The organism is Segatella maculosa OT 289, from assembly GCF_000243015.1.
GTDB lineage: Bacteria > Bacteroidota > Bacteroidia > Bacteroidales > Bacteroidaceae > Prevotella > Prevotella maculosa.
On record NZ_JH594505.1, the window covers coordinates 75,309 to 90,983 of the forward strand.

At 43.4% G+C, this 15,675-nt stretch carries 7 protein-coding genes and 3 pseudogenes; 4 read left to right on the forward strand and 6 right to left on the reverse strand.

Annotation, left to right across the window (positions count from 1 at the left end):
- Positions 1-2,434, forward strand: a 2,434-nt coding sequence (locus HMPREF9944_RS08645) for a porin family protein (protein ID WP_008565799.1), incomplete at its 5' end; no start/stop codon positions are given.
- A gap of 468 nt (positions 2,435-2,902) precedes the next feature.
- Here HMPREF9944_RS08645 and HMPREF9944_RS13215 read toward each other — a convergent pair.
- Positions 2,903-3,169, reverse strand: a pseudogene (locus HMPREF9944_RS13215) (transposase); the annotation flags it as partial.
- Positions 3,170-3,337: 168 nt separating this feature from the next.
- Here HMPREF9944_RS13215 and HMPREF9944_RS08650 point away from each other — a divergent pair.
- The gene (locus tag HMPREF9944_RS08650) at positions 3,338-4,687 is read left to right on the forward strand and encodes a DUF389 domain-containing protein (protein ID WP_008565801.1); all 1,350 of its coding nucleotides are present in this window, start codon (positions 3,338-3,340) and stop codon (positions 4,685-4,687) included.
- A 151-nt stretch (positions 4,688-4,838) separates the two neighbouring features.
- Here HMPREF9944_RS08650 and HMPREF9944_RS13485 read toward each other — a convergent pair.
- Both HMPREF9944_RS13485 and HMPREF9944_RS08660 read right to left on the reverse strand, forming a co-directional pair.
- Positions 4,839-5,987 (reverse strand): annotated as a pseudogene (locus HMPREF9944_RS13485) (IS5 family transposase).
- A gap of 63 nt (positions 5,988-6,050) precedes the next feature.
- The gene (locus HMPREF9944_RS08660; RefSeq protein ID WP_008565804.1) at positions 6,051-7,289 is read right to left on the reverse strand and encodes a glycoside hydrolase family 5 protein; all 1,239 of its coding nucleotides are present in this window, start codon (positions 7,287-7,289) and stop codon (positions 6,051-6,053) included.
- A 653-nt stretch (positions 7,290-7,942) separates the two neighbouring features.
- Here HMPREF9944_RS08660 and HMPREF9944_RS08665 point away from each other — a divergent pair.
- Positions 7,943-8,849 (forward strand): annotated as a pseudogene (locus tag HMPREF9944_RS08665) (IS982 family transposase).
- Positions 8,850-9,052: 203 nt separating this feature from the next.
- Here HMPREF9944_RS08665 and HMPREF9944_RS08670 read toward each other — a convergent pair.
- The gene (locus HMPREF9944_RS08670; protein ID WP_044113575.1) at positions 9,053-10,339 is read right to left on the reverse strand and encodes an IS1380-like element ISBf12 family transposase; all 1,287 of its coding nucleotides are present in this window, start codon (positions 10,337-10,339) and stop codon (positions 9,053-9,055) included.
- Between the two features lie 295 nt (positions 10,340-10,634).
- Here HMPREF9944_RS08670 and HMPREF9944_RS08675 point away from each other — a divergent pair, with 295 nt between their 5' ends.
- Positions 10,635-11,258, forward strand: a complete 624-nt coding sequence (locus tag HMPREF9944_RS08675) for a DUF6563 family protein (protein ID WP_244861145.1) — start codon at positions 10,635-10,637, stop codon at positions 11,256-11,258.
- Between the two features lie 1,070 nt (positions 11,259-12,328).
- Here HMPREF9944_RS08675 and HMPREF9944_RS08680 read toward each other — a convergent pair.
- Both HMPREF9944_RS08680 and HMPREF9944_RS08685 read right to left on the reverse strand, forming a co-directional pair.
- Complete coding sequence (locus tag HMPREF9944_RS08680) at positions 12,329-14,074, reverse strand: alpha-amylase family glycosyl hydrolase (protein ID WP_008565810.1); 1,746 nt, start codon at positions 14,072-14,074, stop codon at positions 12,329-12,331.
- Between the two features lie 27 nt (positions 14,075-14,101).
- A complete protein-coding gene (locus HMPREF9944_RS08685) occupies positions 14,102-15,652 on the reverse strand; it encodes a calcineurin-like phosphoesterase C-terminal domain-containing protein (RefSeq protein ID WP_008565812.1) in 1,551 nt (516 codons plus the stop codon).
- Positions 15,653-15,675: the final 23 nt, after the last annotated feature.

Here is a 15,675-nt window from a genome sequence, read left to right on the forward strand (position 1 = left end):
TAATTTGTCTCGTCATACCTCGCTCTTCTACAGCTATTCGGTTTATCGTATGCCGAAGAACCGCTATCCTCACAGTATGGTCTACTCTAAGGATGGTACTTATACGAACAACTTGAATGTGGGTGTGATGTATGACTTCGATGGAACGGAACAACTCTTCGATGCTGCCAAGCAGTCTAAGTTCTTCTTCGAGTATGCTTTCGGTCCCTCTTATACGGGACGCACCTCTCTCGGTTTCAGAAACACGCGTGGCTTTGATGCCAATGTCGCTTTGGGTTGGTGGTTCTCTTCCGCTTTCGCTTTGCGTTCCGGTTTCCATGTAACCAATGCCGATTGGGCATCGAGCAGCTATGCCGGTCATTCCACCAAGTTGCTGGTGGGTACGCGTGGTGCCGCTTTCGACCTCTTGGTTAACCCCTTTGGCTTTGTGAGAGAATATAACTGGGAGCCTCGCTTCGGTGTAAACCTCTTGGGTGGTTACGAATTCGGCCATGCTAAGCGTACTGTGGACGGTTTTGTCAATTCTTATGAAGGGAACTACTCTGCTTTCCGTGTAGGGGCTCAGTTCTGGGCTCGCCTTTCCAATGGGCTTCGCTTCACGGTTGAACCGATTTACGCTCCTGTCACACAACATGGAAACGGTGGTATCGATTATAACGAATATGCTTTAAAAATGGGCTTCTCCATGTTGTTGAAGAATAAAGAGGAGCGCGTTTATGAAGAAGTTGACGAAGCCAATCGCAAGAACATTGCAACAAAGGGCTACTTCCTTGGTGCAGGTCTTGGTTGGAACAGCACGGTTTGGGATTGGCGCTTCACTGGTCACCAGCATGACCTCTTGAAGAATGCGACCATCTTTGGTGGTTATCACTTCAACACGTTGCACGGTGTACGTCTGCAAGCCGATTGGATGAAAGAAAAGGTTGCTTATCCCGGTCACAGTGATTTGACCGACTTGAATTATAACAACTATCTCTTATCACTCGACTATCAGCTCAACCTCTACAACCTCATGGCCGGATATGACCCTGCACGCCGTTGGAATGCCTATCTCTATGCAGGACCGACGTTGTTGATGGGTGATGGCGGAACAAAGGTTGCTGCCAATGTGGGTGGAATGTTCACTTATAATGTGACGCCGTCTTTGGGCTTGTTCTACAGCCATACAGTTTACCGTATGCCGAAGAACCGTTATCCCCACAGTATGATTTACTCTGAGAACGGAACCTACACCAACAACTTGAACATCGGTTTGATGTACACATTCGATGCACTCAGGAAACTCTTTGGTCAAGGTGAACCGAGTGATGATGAAGTCCGTCGCAGTCCGCTCTTCTTCGAGTATGGCTTTGGTCCGGCTTTCATGAGTAAAACACCGCTTGGAGCTTCTAAGACAACGGGCTTCGATGCCAAGGTTGCTTTGGGTTGGTGGGCCAATTCAGCCATTGGGTTGCGTGGTGGCTTCCGTGTCACCAATGCCAACTGGGACGAAGGCACTTATGCCTCCTATCCGGTCACCTATCTCATCGGTACACGTGGCTTCATGGCCGACCTCATGATCAATCCATTGGGCTTCAAGCCTAACTACAATTGGGATTCCGCTTTTGGATTGAGCCTCTTTGCAGGCTATGAATTCGGTCATTCAAAGAAGACCGTTGCAGGCTTTGTTGACTCTTATGAGGGCGGCTATACGGCATTCCGTGTGGGCGGACAGCTTTGGGCTAAGTTGACCAATGACTTGCGTCTGACACTCGAACCAACCTACACGCCGTTGAAGCTGAAGAATATCACTGACAACCGCCACAATCGTTTCGCTCTCCAAATGGGTATCTCGTTGTTGATGCGTAACAAAGCTGACAGAGACTATGACGAAAAAGATATTGAAGGTCGTCATAACCTGCCGCTCGAAGGTCTCTTTGTCGGTGCAGGCTTCGGTTGGAACAACACGCTTTGGCAGTGGAAGTTCTCTGAACAGAAGAGCGATTTACTCAAGAATGCCATGGCCTTTGCTGGTTACAACTTCACCACAGTTCATGCATTGCGTTTGCAGGGTGAGTGGATGAAGGAGAAGATGGTTTATCCCCATGTGTATGACCTCACGACGTTGAACTTTACCAACTACTTGGTTTCGCTCGACTATCAGGTGAACCTCTTCAATGCGATGACAGGCTACGACCCTGCACGCCGTTGGAATGTCTATCTCTATGCCGGTCCTACGTTGTTGTTGGGCGATGGTGGCACGAAGGCAGCCATGAACTTCGGTGGTCAGTTCAGCTACAGTGTTGCACGTAACCTGTCTCTGTTCTACAGTCACACGGTTTATCGCATGCCCGAGGGTCGTTACCCTCACAGCCTGCCTTATACCAAGAGCGGAACATTTACGAACAACATCAACATTGGTGTGATGTATAACTTCAATAGCTTCAGCAAGTAAGTTAAGTTGGCAAGTTGACGGGTAAATAAAGTTTACGAGTTGATTGCAATGCACCCATAAATTTATGCAAGCAACTTGTCTACCCGTCAACTTGTTTACTTATCAACCATATTTCGTAATAAGCAAGGAGGCGTGAGTCTGTTTGTGTTATTACTTTTTCGAGCCCTGTCTCCCGATGTGTGTGTGGGAGGGGGCTCTTTTTATGCTCTGCCGCTCTGAAGGAGGGAGAATGCGTTAGCAAGTAGTTTATTTAGGTTCGAGATACGTTTAGCATGAAGCAAAATAAGAGACCATTAATAAAAATAACGATTTCCTAAGCCTTTCTTCATACTTTGAGACCTCTGCAAAACCTACCACATTTTCAATTTTCATCTCTATAACCTTAAATGAGTGCATATTTATAAGCAACTGATACCATAGAAGATTACTTTAGTGCAAAATAGACCCTTTCTTTGGCGTATTTTCCCCTTATCTGATACAATTTGACACAATAATCCCAGGTGTTCGGTATAAGTTGTAGGCAATGGATTCCATAATATGCTGCGCATGTGTTTTTGAAAGTCCGACGTATCTTGCTATTCCAGTACCAAATCATCTATGCATAGAACCAAAGGTGCGTTCTACTTTGTAGCGTGTCTTACTCATAGTAATGTTGATACGTTGCTGCCTTTCAGTAATTTCATGTCCTCTTGTTCCCTTATGCATGATGCGACTTTTAAGTTTCATACGTTTGAGGGTTTTTTATTCTCAATTAAAGAGTCAACCAATAAAAAAAATGAAATTTCAGAGTAAATAACTACATTTGCAGTTGTGCACTTTTGTTTGACAACATACAAGCAAGTTTTTCTCTCTTTTATAACTTTTTTTTATATCTTTGCAAGCGACTCTAAAAAAGTTATTCTTATGAAACACCAAGAATTATCATTCTTCAAATTACTAAAAAAATACTTCAATATCAATGCTGACAAGGAAGATGAACAGACTACGATTGAGAATGTGGAAAGTTCCATTAGCTTCCATGGAGCACAGCTATGGATATTGATTTTTGCTATCTTCATTGCTTCTTTGGGATTAAATGTCAATTCTACGGCAGTTATCATTGGTGCCATGCTGATTTCTCCCTTAATGGGACCTATCATCGGTATTGGATTGGCTGTTGGTATTTATGATATTGGATTGTTGAAACGTTCGGCAATTAATTATCTGATAGCTACGGTTATCAGTGTGCTCACAGCCACCATTTATTTTTTAATTACACCTTTGAACGAAGCACAATCAGAATTATTGGCACGAACTTCTCCATCGCTCTATGATGTGCTGATTGCTCTTTTAGGTGGAGCTGCCGGATTCATAGCATTGGCTACAAAAGGTAAAGGTAATGTTATTCCGGGCGTAGCAATTGCCACAGCACTCATGCCACCACTGTGTACAGCTGGATATGGAATTGCAGTTGGAAATTTATCCTATTTCTTTGGGGCTTTCTATCTATTCTTTATCAATACCGTTTTTATTTGTCTGGCAACTTTCGTTGGAACCAGAATGATCAAATTCAGGCAGACCACCATCATTGATGCCGAAAAGATAGTCAAGGTTAAAAGATTTATTATGGCTGTCGTGGTATTGACCATGCTCCCTGCTGCATATATGACCATGCTTATCATTAAACAGAGCATTACTAAAAATAATCTAAGGAGCTTTGTAAGGGAAGAACTGACGTTTAAAGGTACACATATTTTATCACAGAATATCAATGAGCATGACAAAATGCTCAATATAGTTGCTTTGGGGAAAATAATTTCGCATGATACCATCAAGAAAGCAAGCAAGAAGCTATCCAAGTATCAGTTGGCCGACTACAAGCTTAATATTATTCAGGGAGACCAATCCGACAGCCTATTACTCATGAATAAAGAACTTTCGACAGTCACAATGTCAAGGGAAGCTAATGACAAAAAAATAATAGAACAATCACAACAAATTCATGAGTTGGAAAAACAATTGGAAACCTATACACGTTACGAGTCTTTAAGTTCTGAAGTTTCCGGTGAGATGAAACAACTTTTTCCTTCTGTTAGTCAAATCAGCATCTCAAATATCAAGGAATTTGAGACAGATTCAGCCAATCACAAAAGATATATAGTTGTAATTATAAACAGTAAGTTAAGATTTAGTAGTTCAAACAGACAAAGACTACAACTCTGGCTTAAGGAACGTTGTAAAGCAGATAGTCTCAGATTGATAATAACTCCATAATCATATCTTACATTATCGAGACCTCTACAAACCCTACCACCCTCTCAATTTTCACCCATATACTCTTAGAAGAATGAATATTTTTGACCAAAAGATGCCGTTGGAGGTTACTTTTTGAGTAGATAACAATCTTTATCGGTGTATTTTCATGTTATCTGATACAATTTGACACAATAATCCCCGGCGTTCGGTATAAGTTGTAGGCAATGGATTCCATAATATGCTGCGCATGTGTTTTTGAAAGTCCGACGTATCTTGCTATTCCAGCACCAAACCATCTATGCATAGAAGCAAAGGTACGTTCTACTTTGTAGCGTGTCTTACTTATCGCAACGTTGATGCGCTGCTGCCTTTCTGTAATTTCATGTCCTCTTGTTCCCTTATGCATGATACGACTTTTAAGCTTCATACGTTTGAGGGTTTCTTTGTTCTCCATCGAGTCATATCCTTTATCGGCATAAACAAGTGCTTTCCGTGGCAATTCAGCTTTCTTCAGGGGTGTTTCTAAGTGTTTCATATCACTTTCATTGGCAGCTGTCGTTTCCTCGGCAAGCACCATTCCGTTTTCATCCGTTACCGTGTGACGCTTGCAACGCCATTGCATTTAACTTTCCTTTTGGTTTGGCGTTTGCTCATGTTGAGCATTTAACTTTCCTTTTGGTTTGACGTTTGCAACGCCGGTGCAAGCCTCCCGCCAGTTGTCGTGGCGTCCGACTAAGCGAAAAAAAGTATCTACGTTAGGCTTGACAACTTCTTTGAGCATGGCTTTCTCCGAAGCCTCTATGTGTTCTTCCTCTTTTCTGTCCTCGACGACCTCATAGCTCTTACCTCCACGGGGGCGGCGGGGAGTATTCGTAATGCTGGCATCAATAATGGCACCACGCTTAACAATGATTCCTTTAGCTTCCAATTGCCTGTTAAACTCCGCAAGAAGCGTATCATACAAATCCGCTTCAACAAGAATGTTGCGAAAACGGCACACAGTAGTACTATCAGGGACGATATCTTCCATGCCAAGACCTGCAAAACGGCTGAAAGACAGGCGGTCGTTAACCTGATCTTCAACTTCTCCGTCACTCAGACCATACCAGGTGCGGAGTAATTCAATCTTGAATAAAACAAGGCTGTCATAGCTGGGCCGACCGGTAGACTTATAGCCTTTTGTATAAGCCACCTCTATTATAGCACGAATAGGTGCCCAGTCAATGACGGTGTTTATTTGTGAAAAGAATGTCTGCTTGACCTTTCTTTGTCCAAGGAACAGGTCAGCAAAACTGGGAGAGGATAACTTCTGTTTCATACGATAAAGGTACAAAAATATTTAAGAAAATTATGGGAAGAGTTTTGCAGAGGTCTCATATTGTTATTTTCCTGATGCGGGAGTCTTTTTATTCAACCTCTTGAACACATCCTTAAAATATTTGGCCCGTTGAGTTTCTTTTGCTTGTGGAGCTGGAGCCTTTTCTCTACTAAACCAGAAGGCATTAAGACCTTCCGGACTTTCCAGACTCCATCCTTGCCACTCGCGGAAAGCATGGAAGCACCAAGAGAAATTATTCTTCTCGAAGATATCTATAACATCTTTAAACCAATTGATAGCCGAATTTACAGGTGCCCATGTGATGACACTGAATTCACCGATCAAGACAGGAACTTTATATTCAGAGGCAAAATTTGTCAGGGGCTTGAGTTCAGCTTCTAAGGTTGCTTTGTTACAATAAGTTTCTTCCTTTTCCCACCAATGGTTTTTGGCCTTTCCCGGGTATTCTCTTTTGAAAGAGGCAATGGCTTCTTCATGAGTCATTGTTTTGGAATTGTATTCTCCTTTATATAATACTCCCTGACAAGCAAAGGTTTCAGGGCAATAGAAATGAAGACTGTATACCACCCGCTTGTCTTTCTGAATAATCTTTTTCTTTTCTTTTTGGAAGGTTTCTGCCACCAGACCGGGTTGGAAAACAATCCATACGTTTTTGTTAACAGTGCGAATTGCTGTTATGATATCGGGTACCATAGCCAACCATTCCTGCACCGCAGCTCTGCCTTTCTCGCTGGGCTCGTTGAAAAGATCATATCCCCATATCTCATTTTCGTATTCTTTTTTTGTAAAATGCTGTGCAATGTTCTTCCACATCCGGATAAGAGCATCTTTCATTTCCGGATGATTTGCCCAAAAACCACGCTGGTTGTGGTCGTCTAATGTTGGTACTTTTCCGTTTACATAGATAGGAGGCTCATGCAAGTCTAGAATAACTTTTACATTTACACTTTGTGCAGCACGTACTTTTTCTTCTACCAAATTCAGATATTCCGGCAAGGTTGCCCATAAATCTTTTCCCTTTTTCAAAGCATAAGTTGCTGGGTTAAGTTGCAATCTTATGACGTTGGCGCCCCAAGTACTCAAATCTTTGATTGTTTGTGGGTGTAGTCCGTTAGCAGTCTGAACCATGAAGCCTCGCACTCTTGGAGGGGACGTTACTACTACCGGTGGGTTAGGGGGATTTGGGTTGGGATTAGGTGCAGGAGGTGTGTCTGGGGTATTCTTATCACCGCAAGCAAATAGGATTGGCAACATAAACAACAATGCAATAATTTTTTTCATAATTACAGTTTTAAGTTAATAATTAAAGTATGAACAATGCTATGTTCTTCCTCATAATTTTAGTTCTAAGTATTGTTAATTAAAATGAGACTATAACCGTATTCTGTTCAACAGTCATATTAATTTTGATTAGCCTTTTACTAGTATATTAACGTGAGTTCGACGAATTCTCGTTATGTTAATAGCATCTTGAACATGAACGATAGCCTTCACTTCGTGCAGAACTTAAAGATGTGCGAGAGTAGTTTCCACGCCACAATGCAGGACAAGATGTTCGTGAATGGTAACAAGAACCTGTAGGAGTGATGTATACAACCCGACCTACTTTAACAGAGCGGGTAGATCTTTTCTTATGGACACTTGGCTTACGGGCTTTCGAACGCTTACAAGCTTTCCTCCCCTTATACTTCATTTGCGTCTGCAAACTAATGTTTTCTACGCGGGTTGTAGATGTAGTTTCATACGTAAAACTACTTGTGCCTATTAGTGTTGCCACGAAGAGAAGAATAGAAAATAGATGTCTCATAATTTTGTTTATATTTGTTATTAATAACGTGAGTTTGATGAATTATAAGTGTCTATAAATTTGGTGATTAGCGAAATTTGTTGTAATTTTAAGGTGTTGATATATAGAATTACAAACAAAAATCGCTATGATCTCCGAAGACAAAATTACTGAAATATTTTGTATGGCAGACGACTTCTGCAAGTTTTTTGACGCTATGATAGCAAAATATACGCTAAAACCTACCGGGAAAAGAAAATATCATCGCAGTTCTACGATGTCAAAGGCCGAAGTCATGCTGATAATGATTCTTTTCCACGACTCCGGTTATCGCTGCTTTAAACATTTCTATCTTGAAAAAGTATGCAAGCATCTTCATCATCTGTTTTCCAAAAGTTGTTTCTTATAACCGTTTAGTAGAATTGGAAAGGGAGGTAGCCGTACCCTTAACCTTGTTTATCAAGAAGGTCCTCTTGGGCAAATGCACGGGCATAAGCTTTGTTGACAGTACACCATTGCGTGTCTGCAAGAACCAGAGAATACATATTCACAAAGTTTTCAAAGGCATAGCCCAAAGAGGAAAATGCGCTATGGGTTGGTTTTTCGGTTTCAAATTGCATTTGATTTGCAATGAGAAAGGAGAGCTTCTCAACTTTATGATAACGCTGGGAGATGTTGATGACCGTAAGCCTTTGGAGTACAAAGCATTCGTAGATTTTATATATGGTAAGCTAATCGGTGACAAGGGGTACATCAGCAAGAACCTCTTTCAAAGGCTTTTCGTTGACGGAATACAACTTATTACCAAATTGAAAACTAACATGAAAGGAGCTTTAATGAGTGTTTCAGACAGACTTTTACTCAGAAAAAGAGCCATTATAGAAACTGTGAATGATGAACTTAAGAACATTGCACAAGTGGAACACTCCAGACATAGATGCTTTGACAATTTCATCGTCAACTTATTAGGGGCAATTGCAGCCTATTGCCTATTTCCAAAGAAGCCGTGCATTAATGTACAAAGGACCATTGATACACAGCTTGCATTGTTCTGAATTCGTCGAACTCACGTTAAAATATTTGTAAATCTTCAAATCCGCAACTAAGCCCTTGAACGTCCTTATTGCGTTTACACGTCCTCTCATTACTGAATTTGCAGATAATTTGAACTTGAAGCCCCACTTCTGCCTACAATATCCCCTTACCCCACAATGTGCCTTGAGGCAATACACAATATCATTCCCATAAGTTGTAGGCATTATCCAAAATCAGTCTGGAAAACATCTGCGTAAGCATTATTACAGGTATAGATATTCAGCACATACCGCCTTGATGTCCTGATCCACTTGGCTGGTACAGAGATAAACCTGAAGACAAACGCTTTTATGCGACTTGTTGCATTGAGTCCGAACTTCTTTACGTCAAGTCTTTGAATAATGGCCTTGTAAAAGTTACGGATAAGTGCTGTAAGAAGAAGGAACACTGTGTTCTCTGCCATGAAGGATTTGGGCAATCTGTCCCACCCGAAACCATTGTTCATATCATCGAAGATACGTTCCTTTTCTCCACGAAGGTTATAGAACTCGACAATTTCTCTTACGGAAGAATCATAGTCGTTAGTCAGAATACAACGGTATGTGTATTCTCCTTCCCAAAAATCCTGCACACCATCCATCCGTTTCTGTCTTTGAATCACAAGTCGATATGCCTTACCTTTCCACTTCTCAACAAGGATAGAGTTCAATTCAAACTCAATGCCATTGATTTCCTCTGTTTTCCAGCCTTTGAGAGCAAAGGTGTCATTGTAGATCGAACTGCATCGGTTAGCACGGATATAGAAGGACTTGCAGTGTTTTTCTATTTCCTCCACGATTTCCTCGGAACATGATCTACAATCAGCCCTGAAGCGATTGATAGTGAGCCCATTCTGTTCAAATCTCTCAAAGAACCTCTTCAGCGTGTCCTTCTGATGGAAACGAACATTTGTGTTACCATCGCTATTCTCTATACCGACTATCAAATCGCCAATAACCGCCACGCCAGGGCGATAACCAAGGAACTTCTTGTATGTAGGCTTTGCATCATACTTCTCTGTCTCTATGAACTGATGGTCGAAATAAACATCATACATCTCACCCTCTTTCAGTTGGCCAGAAGCAAATATACAATTGAGCAATAAAGTATTGAGAGTGTCAGCCGTATTGAAATCGTAGGTCTTGCCCATATCTGATGTGTATGAAATGTTTTCTTGCGTCAACTCCTTTATCGCTCTGAGGATAGTATCAGAGCTACAAGTGCGAAGTGTCGGATGAAGCGAGAGGTGGTTCATCAAATGAGTAGTGACATCCTCAATACATGAACCGCCACAGAAGTAGATACTCATAAGAGAACGGATGATTTCGCTGTACTGATAACCGAACGATCTACACCTTAGACCGAGGGTTGAGTCGATTACAGATGATAATGTGGAGTCAAATTGCTCCATGATTGAAAATAATCCCCCAAAAGGAGTGAGTCTCTCAGATTTAATTTGTATCTTCGCCATGTCTATCGTCGGATTCTCTTGTTTTTTTTGCAACACTAAGATAAGTGAAAATTCTGACATGGCAAAATCCTGAGCGACTTTTTGTTGCTCAGGTGCTTAAAAAGTTTAATTTATAATAGTGTTGCGGAATTAAAGTAAATTAGAAATTTATTATATACATTTGTGCTTGGGTGCTGGTTTTGTTCGTCACCTGTTATTGTAATAAACCATTTAATAAGTTTCCAGATATATGAATTATAGTCTTCCATTCTTTCGTTTATCCGCAGTTCTTACATTTGTTTTTAATGCATTCATAATGAAAGCAGAAGCCCCTGATACGGTATTGCTTCCCCATGTTATTCAATATTGCATTTCTCATGAAGACCTTATAAACAATCGTTGGTCGGAGCTTCAGGTGGACGGACCAGCCTTTGTAAAAGATGCGAATGGTGAAAAAAAGGCGACCACAGAGCTATATTTTTTATTACAAAAGAAGTCTGTAAGAAAGGAAATTGGGAAAAAGGCGCTTGCTGTTAAATGCGATAGTACGTTTATGCTTAATTTACGGTCTCTTCGTATTGGTTTGGTAGGAGCTATGGGGCGTGATTTTGCACGGGCATATCCTTTAAAAGACGGGCGATATGTCATAACTTACTATGACGTATCAAAAATGGGAGGAGTTTCCAGTATGGGTGTTATGGGAGGACTCATGGGGGCGACAATGATGTTGGCGGCTATTGAGAATATTCGCAGTAATTACGTTTGTTATCTTTTCACACCGGGGGTAAACAAAGTCGTGAGAATAAAGAATGATGTGTTGAAAGAGCTTCTTGTGGGGCATGATGATTTGTTTGATGAATACAGTAAAATCGACAGATATGAACGCAACTTTGAGGGCATAATCTTGCCATTACTAAAACGAGCTAATCTTTTTCGGTAAAATCCCAAACAGATATAGAGCTAATGACTGTTTGTCGTTACCAACAGCCTCTGATGAGTTATGCTGTTAGTGTTTGATAATTGAACCGGTTTTTATGTTTTCACAACAGGTTAAAATCCCTTAATTGTTTGACGAAAAATGAAAAGTCAAACAGAAGTTTAAATAAATTAACAAATGAGAACCTTGATAATCAGTCGGTTAGTCTTCCTAAGAACAAAGAACAAGAACAAGAGAAAAGAAAGACGACGATAGAAAGAAACTGAAAGCGTCGCCGCCGTCGTCGTCATTTTTTCTCAAGATGGTTTTTTATTTCCGTCGTCGTCGCCGGTTTATTTTTAGGGCGTAAAGTGCGTTGTTGGTCAGTCGGTTTGCAAAATAAATTGGAAAGGACTTGCAATCGCTTGCAAAATTTTGTATCTTTGCATAGGGCAGGATAGAAAAACACATTCATGGGTTCGCATGTTATTTCGCTTGGGGGAAGCGGTATAAGGCTTGGGCAAATTTGAATGTCGGGGCAAGCAAGACAATATGGCCCATATTGGCGTGCAAAATGGCTGGAACAACGGCGTAAAATGGGTGAAATAACAGCATAATATGGGTGAGGTTGTAAGTCAATATGGCCGGGATTGCGAGTAGGGACGCACGGCCCGTGCGTCCGTTCGAGGTGAAGGGAGACTTAAATGCATGGTAGTTTGAACGGACGCACGAGCCGTGCGTCCCTACATGCACATAAGCAATCAACTTGTTCACCCGTTTACTCGCCAACTGTCAACTGAAACAAGAAGCGGACACACGAACTGCACATCCCTACATGCACATAAGCAATCAACTTGTTCACCCGTTTACTCGCCAACAGTCAACTGAAACAAGAAGCGGACACACGAACTGCACATCCCTACATGCACATAAGCAATCAACTTGTTCACCCGTTTACTCGCCAACAGTCAACTGAAACAAGGAGCGGACGAACGGACCGCACGTCCCTACATGCATTCGATCCGTGTGTCCTATCAGTCATTTCACAGCGCAATATGGGCAGCTTTGGCAAGGTCCGGAGGGGGAGGAGCGCGTCACTCCACCTTGTACACAACGGCAGAGAACCCATCGAGCCGTAGTTCGTCACCCGTGTTAGCTTGTTTCACAGCTGTCTTTCCCGTTTCGAGCAGCTTGTGCAATGTCCCTGTGTGCGGAATGACAGCCTTCGTTTTGAACCGTGCGGGGTTGATAGCGACGACAATGGTTTCACCTTGGTTGGAACATTGATACACAAGCGGGTAGTTCTGTCCGTCTTTGTTCAGCAATGTCCACTCGCCATTGCCACGAAGTGCCGCCTGTTGGTGGCGCAAAGCGGTCAGTCGGCGCGTGTAATGAAGCAGCGAAGCAGGGTCTTTCAGCTGTGCTTCCACCGTGATGCGTCCGTTTTCGGTATCGACGGGCAGGTAAAGTTGCGCGGGTGTGCAAGAAGAGAAGCCTGCCGTTTCGCCCTTTGTCCATTGCATGGGTGTGCGTGTGCCGGCCCGATTGTTGCTTCCTTCCTTATTAGGCAAGTCCATTTGATACTTCATTCCGATTTCATCGCCATAATAAATAAAGGGAACCCCGGGCATGGTCAGGAAGAAGGTCATGGCCACTTTCAGCTGTTCGGGGGTGTTGCGCGTACCGATATTGGGGCGTTGGAAATCGTGATTGGCCGTTGGCAGGGCGATATAGCCCAACGATTTGGTGGCGTTATAAGCGCGTTCGTAGTTCTCGGCAAACTCCTTCGGGCTGCCTTTGCCGTCGCGGTCGAAATAGCAGAAGCGGTATTCTTTCTCATTCTCGGGCTTATAACCACGCTTTCCCCATGGCGTATCGCGCGAAAAGAACAGCGATCCATAGCCCTTGAGCCCAAACTGCATCATAAAATCGACGTTAAAACCTGCGGGAATGGCCTGTTCGGGATTGCTCCATTCAGAGATGAACACGCAGTGCGGATAATGCTTGTCCTTCCACGCACGCATCTCGTTCCACAGTTTCGATACCGCCTTCTTTCCTTTATCGTTCTTAATCAAGGAAGAAGCCATGTCTACCCTGAAGCCATCTATACCCTTGTCGAACCAAAAGGCGATGATGTTCTTCAGCTCTCTTCGCACTGCTTGCGGACCGGGTGCATCAACGGGCTGTTCCCAAGGATGAGCCGGGTCGGGATTGGCGAAACCGTAATTGAGTGCAGGCTGGCATTCAAAGAAGTTCTTTTCGTAATACTTCCCACGGGGCGCATTGGCTTCGACATAACGCCCGTAAGTGCTTGATGCGGGGTTTGCTGCTTGATGGCGCACAACAATCTTTTGCTGCTCTTTCGGGCTGATGCTGTCCGTCCAAATGTAATAGTCGGCATAGCGACTATTGCGGTCGCCCGTGGAACAGTCCCTGAACCAAGGCGATTTATCACTCGTGTGGCCTGCAACAAGGTCAAGACACACCTTTATACCACGGCGATGGGCCTCGTCTATCAGCTTAACCATATCGGTGTTGGTGCCAAAGCGCGGGTCGATTTTGTAAAAGTCAATCACGTCATAACCGCCATCGAACCAGCCCGACTCAAATACCGGGTTCAGCCAAATGGCCGTGATGCCGAGCGATTTAATATAATCGAGCTTCGAAACGATGCCAGGAAGGTCGCCTATGCCATTGCCATCGGAGTCCATATACGAGCTGGGATAAATCTGATAAAAGATGGCATTGTCCAGCCATTGCGGATTGTTTGCCACTTGTGCATGGGCTGCAAAGGACATGAAAGAGGCCAATGCCGCCGCGATGATAGTTTTTTTGTTCATGTGTTAAGTGTTGTTTGTCGTAAGAAATTATTTAGGATGGTTTGCGGTTTTGGTATAGACGTTCCCATAAGGGTCGGTTGCCCGCACGCTGATTTGCTTCCATGACTGGTTCTTTGGGTAATATACGAACATATGATCGTTGTTCTCCTCAGGTTCGGCCGACGGCCGTTTCTCCCAACTGTTGCTATATTGCAAGGTTCTCACGGCCTCGGGGTCGAGCCATTTGGTGTTATTGGTCAGGGGTGTCCATGCACCATCGTCTTCTTTCAGCTCTACGGTCCAGTCGGTGTGCCAGTTGAATACGTTTACCAATACCCTTTCCATGTCGGTTACCAAGGGACGGGCGTCAAACGGCGTTTTGATCGGCTCGTTGACACGCCCCCATCGGAAGGTGGCATCTCCGGGAACATAGACCTCTATCTGATAATTTCGGTCGGTATCACTGCCCATATAATACTCGTTCGTCAGTTCGTTGCCTTCAAATTCCAGTACGGCAAAGCCGCGCGGACTACCATCATTGCAGATTTTTCCATTCCAAAAGGCACCCATCACAGCCCCAAACGTGGTCTCGCGTATGTTGGGTGCGATGGTGGTGGTAAAGTTGTTATGGGTGTGTCCCGAAAGGATTTCGACCCGATGGTAGTCTTTCACCAAGTCGTATAAGGCCTTGTTGTTAGACACATGCGTTCCCGATGTCCTGCGTGAAGTGGGGATATGCACGCCAATGAGGATAGACTTATCCTTATCCACATAGGCCAAATCCTTTTTAAGCCAGTCGAGTTGCTGTTGCGTAATGGTGCCACTGTAATCATTTCGGCCATGAACACCGCTGTAAAGTATGTCATCGAGGGCCACAATATGCCAATCGCCGATGTTGCACGAATAATAAGTAGGGCCGAGAGCATCGCGATATTCCTTGTCCGATTCAGTGTCGTTCTTCACCTTTTCGTTGTGGTCGTGGTTGCCTATGACCGAAAATGTGGGGACTCCCGTGCGGGTCACCTGCTCGATATAGGTAGGATAAAGCGCCGGAACATTCCAAACAATGTCGCCCAAGGATATGCCATACACCGGACCGGACAGCGATTGAGCATACGAACTGATATTGCCCATCACCTCTTCGCGCAGTCGGCGTATGTCTTCTGCATCGCCTATTTGCACGTCGGCAAGGGTCAAGAGTTTGAATTTGGACAGTTTCGGACGCGCTTTCAAGTCGAAATTCATCTGAATAACAGCATCGGTGAAGGTCAATGTCTTATAAATTTTCGGCATTTTGTTCTCTATAGGTATCTCACAATCGGCTGGAACAGACACGAACACATGCTGCCTACCCACGGAACGCATTTGATATTCGCCCTTTTCGTCGGTGACAACAACATTCACTCCATCGCTCACAACGACGCCCGAACGAGGTTTTCCGTCAACAGTGACATAGCCCACAACGTTCATTCCGGGTTTATGACGAATGGTCAATTCACTGTTTTCCAATCCGGAACGCACTGCCACATTATTGTCTGCACACGAGAAGAGTCCCAATAGCAGCAGGATGGCATATATATATCTTATATTCTTGTACATAGGTCAATGATATGATGAATAAT

Bases quoted from the DNA above. Each gene is read 5' to 3' on its own strand.
- HMPREF9944_RS08650 (WP_008565801.1), top strand. From the start codon at position 3,338: ATGAAACACCAAGAATTATCATTCTTCAAATTACTAAAAAAATACTTC.
- HMPREF9944_RS08660 (WP_008565804.1), bottom strand. From the start codon at position 7,289: ATGAAAAAAATTATTGCATTGTTGTTTATGTTGCCAATCCTATTTGCT.
- HMPREF9944_RS08670 (WP_044113575.1), bottom strand. From the start codon at position 10,339: ATGGCGAAGATACAAATTAAATCTGAGAGACTCACTCCTTTTGGGGGA.
- HMPREF9944_RS08675 (WP_244861145.1), top strand. From the start codon at position 10,635: ATGAAAGCAGAAGCCCCTGATACGGTATTGCTTCCCCATGTTATTCAA.
- HMPREF9944_RS08680 (WP_008565810.1), bottom strand. From the start codon at position 14,074: ATGAACAAAAAAACTATCATCGCGGCGGCATTGGCCTCTTTCATGTCC.
- HMPREF9944_RS08685 (WP_008565812.1), bottom strand. From the start codon at position 15,652: ATGTACAAGAATATAAGATATATATATGCCATCCTGCTGCTATTGGGA.